This window comes from Streptomyces sp. NPDC006510 (genome assembly GCF_040611955.1).
GTDB lineage: Bacteria > Actinomycetota > Actinomycetes > Streptomycetales > Streptomycetaceae > Streptomyces.
In genome coordinates this window covers 1-5,704 of the sequence record NZ_JBEXPH010000331.1, presented here as the reverse complement: position 1 = coordinate 5,704, position 5,704 = coordinate 1, and the positions used below count along the sequence as shown (strand labels likewise).

Annotated in this window: 7 protein-coding genes and 1 pseudogene; 5 read left to right on the top strand and 3 right to left on the bottom strand. The window is 70.7% G+C overall.

Annotation, left to right across the window (positions count from 1 at the left end):
• Together ABZY11_RS42530 and ABZY11_RS42525 are read right to left on the bottom strand one after the other, a co-directional pair.
• A pseudogene (locus ABZY11_RS42530) lies at positions 1–225 on the bottom strand (hypothetical protein); the annotation flags it as partial.
• 8 nt (positions 226–233) lie between these two features.
• Positions 234–1,199 carry an alpha/beta hydrolase gene (locus ABZY11_RS42525; protein WP_356484311.1) on the bottom strand — a complete coding sequence of 322 codons (966 nt, stop codon included), beginning with the start codon at positions 1,197–1,199 and terminating at the stop codon, positions 234–236.
• Between the two features lie 109 nt (positions 1,200–1,308).
• Between ABZY11_RS42525 and ABZY11_RS42520 the strand changes: the two genes are divergently transcribed.
• The 4 genes from ABZY11_RS42520 to ABZY11_RS42505 all read left to right on the top strand — a co-directional run bounded on the left by ABZY11_RS42520 (position 1,309) and on the right by ABZY11_RS42505 (position 3,151).
• Complete coding sequence (locus ABZY11_RS42520; RefSeq protein ID WP_356484310.1) at positions 1,309–1,524, top strand: hypothetical protein; 216 nt, start codon at positions 1,309–1,311, stop codon at positions 1,522–1,524.
• Between the two features lie 168 nt (positions 1,525–1,692).
• Positions 1,693–2,334, top strand: a complete 642-nt coding sequence (locus ABZY11_RS42515; protein ID WP_018105511.1) for a TetR/AcrR family transcriptional regulator — start codon at positions 1,693–1,695, stop codon at positions 2,332–2,334.
• A 142-nt stretch (positions 2,335–2,476) separates the two neighbouring features.
• Positions 2,477–2,704: a DUF3107 domain-containing protein gene (locus ABZY11_RS42510; RefSeq protein WP_356484309.1), complete on the top strand. Its 228-nt coding sequence runs from the start codon at positions 2,477–2,479 to the stop codon at positions 2,702–2,704.
• Positions 2,705–2,884: 180 nt separating this feature from the next.
• Positions 2,885–3,151: a hypothetical protein gene (locus ABZY11_RS42505; protein WP_356484308.1), complete on the top strand. Its 267-nt coding sequence runs from the start codon at positions 2,885–2,887 to the stop codon at positions 3,149–3,151.
• A gap of 32 nt (positions 3,152–3,183) precedes the next feature.
• Here the strand turns inward: ABZY11_RS42505 and ABZY11_RS42500 are convergent, their stop codons facing one another.
• The gene (locus ABZY11_RS42500; protein ID WP_356484307.1) at positions 3,184–3,918 is read right to left on the bottom strand and encodes a ferritin-like fold-containing protein; all 735 of its coding nucleotides are present in this window, start codon (positions 3,916–3,918) and stop codon (positions 3,184–3,186) included.
• A 393-nt stretch (positions 3,919–4,311) separates the two neighbouring features.
• Between ABZY11_RS42500 and ABZY11_RS42495 the strand changes: the two genes are divergently transcribed.
• Positions 4,312–5,704 (top strand): DEAD/DEAH box helicase (locus tag ABZY11_RS42495; RefSeq protein WP_356484312.1); only part of this gene is annotated, 1,393 nt, incomplete at its 3' end.

Here is a 5,704-nt window from a genome sequence, read left to right as displayed (position 1 = left end):
GCCGCCGCCGGGCTCGCGCTGCTCGGGATGGCCGCCGCGGACGTGTCCGGCCTGCTGGAACGGTCCGTGCCCGTCGGGGCCGGCCGGCGCGCCCGCCGCCCTCCGGCGCCGGCCGGTGCCGGGGCCCGGCGGCCGGATGTCCTCACGGTCGCCGCCCGCGTTCGCGGTGGCGGCCTCGGTGTCGGACCCCGGGGGTTTGGGGCCCTTTCGACTATGTCGTCCCACGCCCCGGATCAGCTCCCGCCGCGTTCGTCGAGCAGTTCCCGGAAGGCCTGGGCGACCGCCTCCGGGTACTCCATCATCGCCACGTGCCCCGCGTCGGGCAGCGTCAGCAGCCGCGAATCACGGAAGGCCGCGGACGCCTTGCGAGCCATCCGGTACGAGACGAGCTGGTCCCGTCCGCCGTACACGAGCTGGGTCGGTGCGAGCACCCGCTCGGCCTGGCGCCACAGTCCGTGCTGACCGCCGAGCGTGTACGCATCGACAATGCCACGTGCCGAACGCGCCATCGCGTCCCAGAAGTACGGCAGCCCCATCCGGCGCTCCGTTTCGGCCACCGCTGCACGGAAGCCCGCCTCGGAGACGCGCGCCGGATCGCCGTAACAGAGTGCCATCACCCCGCGGGTGCGCTCCTCCGCCGACCAGTCCGTGGTCAGCCGGGCGAACAGGCCGGCGACACCGGGCACCGCGAGCAGCCCGGTCGGCAGGGCGGACCGCTGCACCCGGATCTCGGGGAGCGCGGGCGAGACGAGGGTGAGGGTGCGCACCAGGTCGGGACGGACCGCGGCGACCCGGGTGGCCACGGCACCACCGAGCGAATTGCCGAACAGGTGCACCGGCCCGCGCTCCCCGGCGTCGAGGAACCGGATCACGGCGCGGGCATGTCCGGTGACCGAGTAGTTCCCGTCGTCCGGCGGCGGAGAGTCACCGAAGCCGGGCAGGTCGACCGCCTCGCCGTCCACCACGTCCTGGAGCAGCGGCATCAGCGCCGACCAGTTCTGCGAGGAGCCGCCGAGTCCGTGCACGTAGAGCGCGGGCGGCAGTCCGGTCCGCTCCGGCGGCCGGGACCGGACAGTCAGCGTCAGCCCGGGAAGCGCGACGGAGCGCAGTTCCTCCCCCTCCACGACCCTGACGGTGCCGACCGCAGGGGGTACCGCGGTGGCGACGGCACGGACTCCCGGCAGCTCGGTCGAAGACATGCGGCAATGTTACGAGACGATCACACCCCGATTCATGTGTTCGCCGTCACAGACCGCGTAGCGGCCCGCGGGGGTAGCTCCTACGCTCGTAGCAAGGAAGGGAGTCACCATGACGGTCGACCCCAGCGACCCGGAGACCTTCGAGGACATCCAGCCGGACGAACCGGACCAGGAGACGCCCCGGGTGGACGCCGCCGAGCAGCGGACCGATCTCCAGCAGCGGCGCGACGAACCGCTCACGGACATCGACCGGGACAGCGCCAACGAGGCGGATGCTGCGGAGCAGGCCCGCGTAGTCACACAGGATGAGGACGATTACCGCTGATCCAACCCGCTTTGTCCCGGCGGTCGAGGAATCTGTGGCTACCGCAGTCGTCCGGTCCATGAAATTCTGCGTCCGCGCCGCGCACACCCGGGTTACCCAAAAGTACGATGGCTGTATGGCGCAGCGTGCACGGAAAAGCTGTGTCCGATCACAAATTTGGGAGGCGGCGTGACAGCCATCGAGCAGACCGAGGCGGCGCGTCCGCGAGGCACTCGCCTGCCTCGCCGCGCCCGACGCAATCAGCTGCTGGGCGCCGCGCAGGAAGTCTTTGTGGCGCAGGGCTACCACTCCGCCGCGATGGACGACATCGCCGAGCGGGCCGGGGTCAGCAAGCCGGTGCTCTATCAGCACTTCCCCGGCAAGCTGGAGCTCTATCTGGCCCTTCTCGACCAGCACTGCGAGTCGCTTCTCCAGGCGGTCCGTACGGCCCTGGCGTCGACCACCGACAACAAGCTGCGGGTCGCCGCGACGATGGACGCGTACTTCGCGTACGTGGAGGACGAGGGCGGCGCCTTCCGTCTGGTCTTCGAGTCCGACCTGACCAACGAGCCCGCGGTGCGCGAGCGCGTGGACCGGGTGTCGTTGCAGTGCGCGGAGGCGATCTCCGACGTCATCGCCGGGGACACGGGACTGTCCAAGGACGAGTCCATGCTGCTCGCGGTCGGCCTGGGCGGTGTCTCCCAGGTGGTCGCCCGCTACTGGCTCTCCAGCCGGTCCGCCATTCCGCGCGACACGGCGGTCCAGCTGCTCACGTCGCTGGCCTGGCGGGGTATCGCGGGCTTCCCGCTGCACGGCATCGATCAGCACTGACGAGAGCCGCCCGGTGCGGCCACCGCCCGTGTTCGCTGCGGGCGTTGCCCGCCGACCACTGGCGGCTCCCCGCAGCGGGCTAATGTGTGCTGCGTACGGCGCGGTTCACCGCGCAGGGACTGACCGTCGGAGGGACATAGCCGTGGAGGTCAAGATCGGGGTGCAGCACACGCCCCGGGAGATCGTTCTGGAGAGCGGACTTTCCGCCGCAGAGGTCGAGAGCACGGTCGCCGAGGCTCTCACCGGTAAGGCGCAGCTGCTCAGCCTCACGGACGAGAAGGGCCGCAAGGTCCTGGTGCCGGCCGACCGGATCGCTTACGTGGAGATCGGCGAGCCCAGCACGCGCCGCGTGGGGTTCGGCGCACTGTAGGCAGCACGCTCTCAGCAGTGACCGTGGCAGCGGCCCGGTGGGATTCCCCACCGGGCCGCTGCCCGTTCCGGCCGATGCGCCGGTGCGAACCCTGTGCCGAGGAGGGTTGCGTTCCGCAACCCACGGGTAGTACCGCTAACGACCGGTTTAACCGCCCCGCAACTCGCGAGGTGATCATCTGTGATCCTGGAACCACTCGGCTCCGTCGTGCTCGGACTCGCCCTCGCCTGGGTGGCGCTCCGTTCCCTGCCGGAGCGGCTCCCGTCCCGCCGTGCCGTCTTCACCACCGGCGCCCTGGGAGCCCTGTTCGGCGCGTATCTCATGCACTCGGTGCTGGGTCCGGGCCATGTCGTGGCCACGCTGGTCGGCGCGGCACTGATCGGGGCCGTGACGCTTTCCCTGCTGATCCGTCCCCGGAGCCGCCTGAGCCGATCAGCGGCGGCCTGAGGCCGGCCCGGCGGGCCGGCCCGGCGGGCCGACTACGCGGCCAGCCCCAGTGCGGCCATCCGCTTGGTGTGCGCCTCGGTGATCCGCGAGAACATCCGCCCGACCTCGGCCAGGTCGAAGCCGTCCGCCACGCCGCCGACGAGCATCGTCGACAGCGCGTCGCGGTCGGCCACCACCCGCTGCGCCTGGGAGAGCGCCTCGCCCATCAGCCGGCGCGCCCACAGCGCCAGCCGGCCGCCGACCCGCGGGTCCGCCTCGATCGCGGCGCGCACCTTCTCGACGGCGAAGTTTCCGTGCCCGGTGTCGTCGAGCACGGCGAGGACGAGGGAGCGGGTGTCCGAGTCGAGCCGGACCGCGACCTCCCGGTAGAAGTCACTGGCGATCGAGTCGCCGACGTACGCCTTGACCAGGCCCTCCAGCCAGTCCGACGGCGCGGTCTGGCGGTGGAAGTCGTCGAGCGCCTTGGCGAAGGGCTCCATCGCGCCGGTCGGCTCCACCTCGATCGCGGTCAGCCGGTCGGTGAGCCGCTCGAAGTGATGGAATTCGGCGGAGGCCATCTTTGCCAGCTCCGCCTTGTCGGCCAGCGTCGGCGCGAGTTTGGCGTCCTCGGCGAGCCGCTCGAAGGCCGCCAGTTCCCCATACGCGAGTGCTCCCAGCAGGTCCACGACCGCTGCCCGGTACTGCGGCTCCGCGGACGCGGTGGCCCAGTCCTGGGCGGCGATTCCGGTGGGTTCGGGGGTTTCAGTGGCGTTGTCAGGCGTCTCCATGAAGCGCAGAATAGCCCGCCCGGCGGGGGACGGAAGGGCCCGGCCGGCCAGTGACATCACACCGTTCCGACGAATTCGCCCAACACACATGCGCGAATCCGGGGTACAGTGGTATTGCGCTACTGAGTATTTTGGACGTGCCGGTGGCGTGAAAATGGTGAAAACGAATGAGGATGCCCGGTCGGTGGCCCGATCGGCTCCGACCCGACAGCCCTCCACGCGGGGCGTACGACACGTACGACCGCAGATGAGGGGCCCCCTCAGCGGCACGAGCGCTCGAGCGACGGCAGTGGTCCCGCGCCACCCGGCCCATCCACGGCCGGATGACCAACCCCGGCACGGTACGACCCCCAGCGTTCGCCTCGGACCGCGTCTCACAGAAGAGGCAGCACCCTGACTACGTTTCGTGAACTCGGGATTCTTCCCGAGACGGCCGAGGCCCTTGAGGCCGTCGGCATTGTGTCCCCCTTCCCCATTCAGGAGATGACGCTCCCCGTCGCGCTCTCCGGCTCCGATGTCATCGGCCAGGCCAAGACCGGCACCGGCAAGACCCTCGGTTTCGGTCTGCCGCTGCTGGAGCGCGTCACCGTCCCCGCGGACGTCGAGGCGGGTCGGGCCCGGCCCGAGGAGCTGACCGAGGCGCCGCAGGCGCTCGTCGTAGTCCCCACCCGTGAGCTCTGCCAGCAGGTGACCAACGACCTGCTGACCGCCGGCAAGGTGCGCAACGTCCGCGTTCTCGCGATCTACGGCGGCCGCGCGTACGAGCCGCAGGTCGAGGCCCTGAAGAAGGGCGTCGATGTGATCGTCGGCACCCCGGGCCGCCTGCTCGATCTGGCCGGACAGCGCAAGCTCGACCTCTCGCACATCCGCGCGCTGGTGCTCGACGAGGCCGACGAGATGCTCGACCTGGGCTTCCTGCCCGACGTCGAGAAGATCATCACGATGCTTCCGGCGAAGCGGCAGACGATGCTGTTCTCGGCGACCATGCCGGGCGCCGTCATCGGCCTCGCCCGCCGCTACATGTCGCAGCCGACGCACATCCGCGCCACCTCGCCCGACGGTGAGGGCGCGACCGTCGCGAACATCTCGCAGCATGTCTTCCGGGCCCACTCGATGGACAAGCCGGAGATGGTCTCCCGCATTCTGCAGGCCAACGGCCGCGGACTCGCGATGATCTTCTGCCGTACGAAGCGCACGGCGGCCGACATCGCCGAGCAGCTGGAGAAGCGCGGCTTCGCGTCCGGCGCGGTCCACGGCGACCTCGGCCAGGGCGCCCGCGAACAGGCGCTGCGCGCGTTCCGCAACGGCAAGGTGGACGTGCTCGTCTGCACCGACGTCGCGGCCCGCGGTATCGATGTCGAGGGCGTGACCCACGTCATCAACTATCAGTCGCCGGAGGACGAGAAGACGTACCTCCACCGCATCGGCCGGACCGGCCGTGCGGGCGCCAAGGGCATCGCGATCACGCTGGTCGACTGGGACGACATCCCGCGCTGGCAGCTGATCAACAAGGCGCTCGACCTGAAGTTCAACGACCCGGTCGAGACCTACTCCACCTCGCCGCACCTCTTCGAGGAGCTCGACATCCCGGCCGGTACCAAGGGTGTCCTGCCGCGCGCCGAGCGGACCCGTGCGGGTCTGCGGGCCGAGGAGATCGAGGACCTCGGCGAGACGGGCGGCCGCGGCCGCAAGTCCGCCGCGGCTTCGGCGCCCGCCGTCCGCGAGGAGCGTGCGCCGCGTACGCCGCGTCAGCGCCGTCGCACCCGGGGCGGCTCCGCCGTCCAGG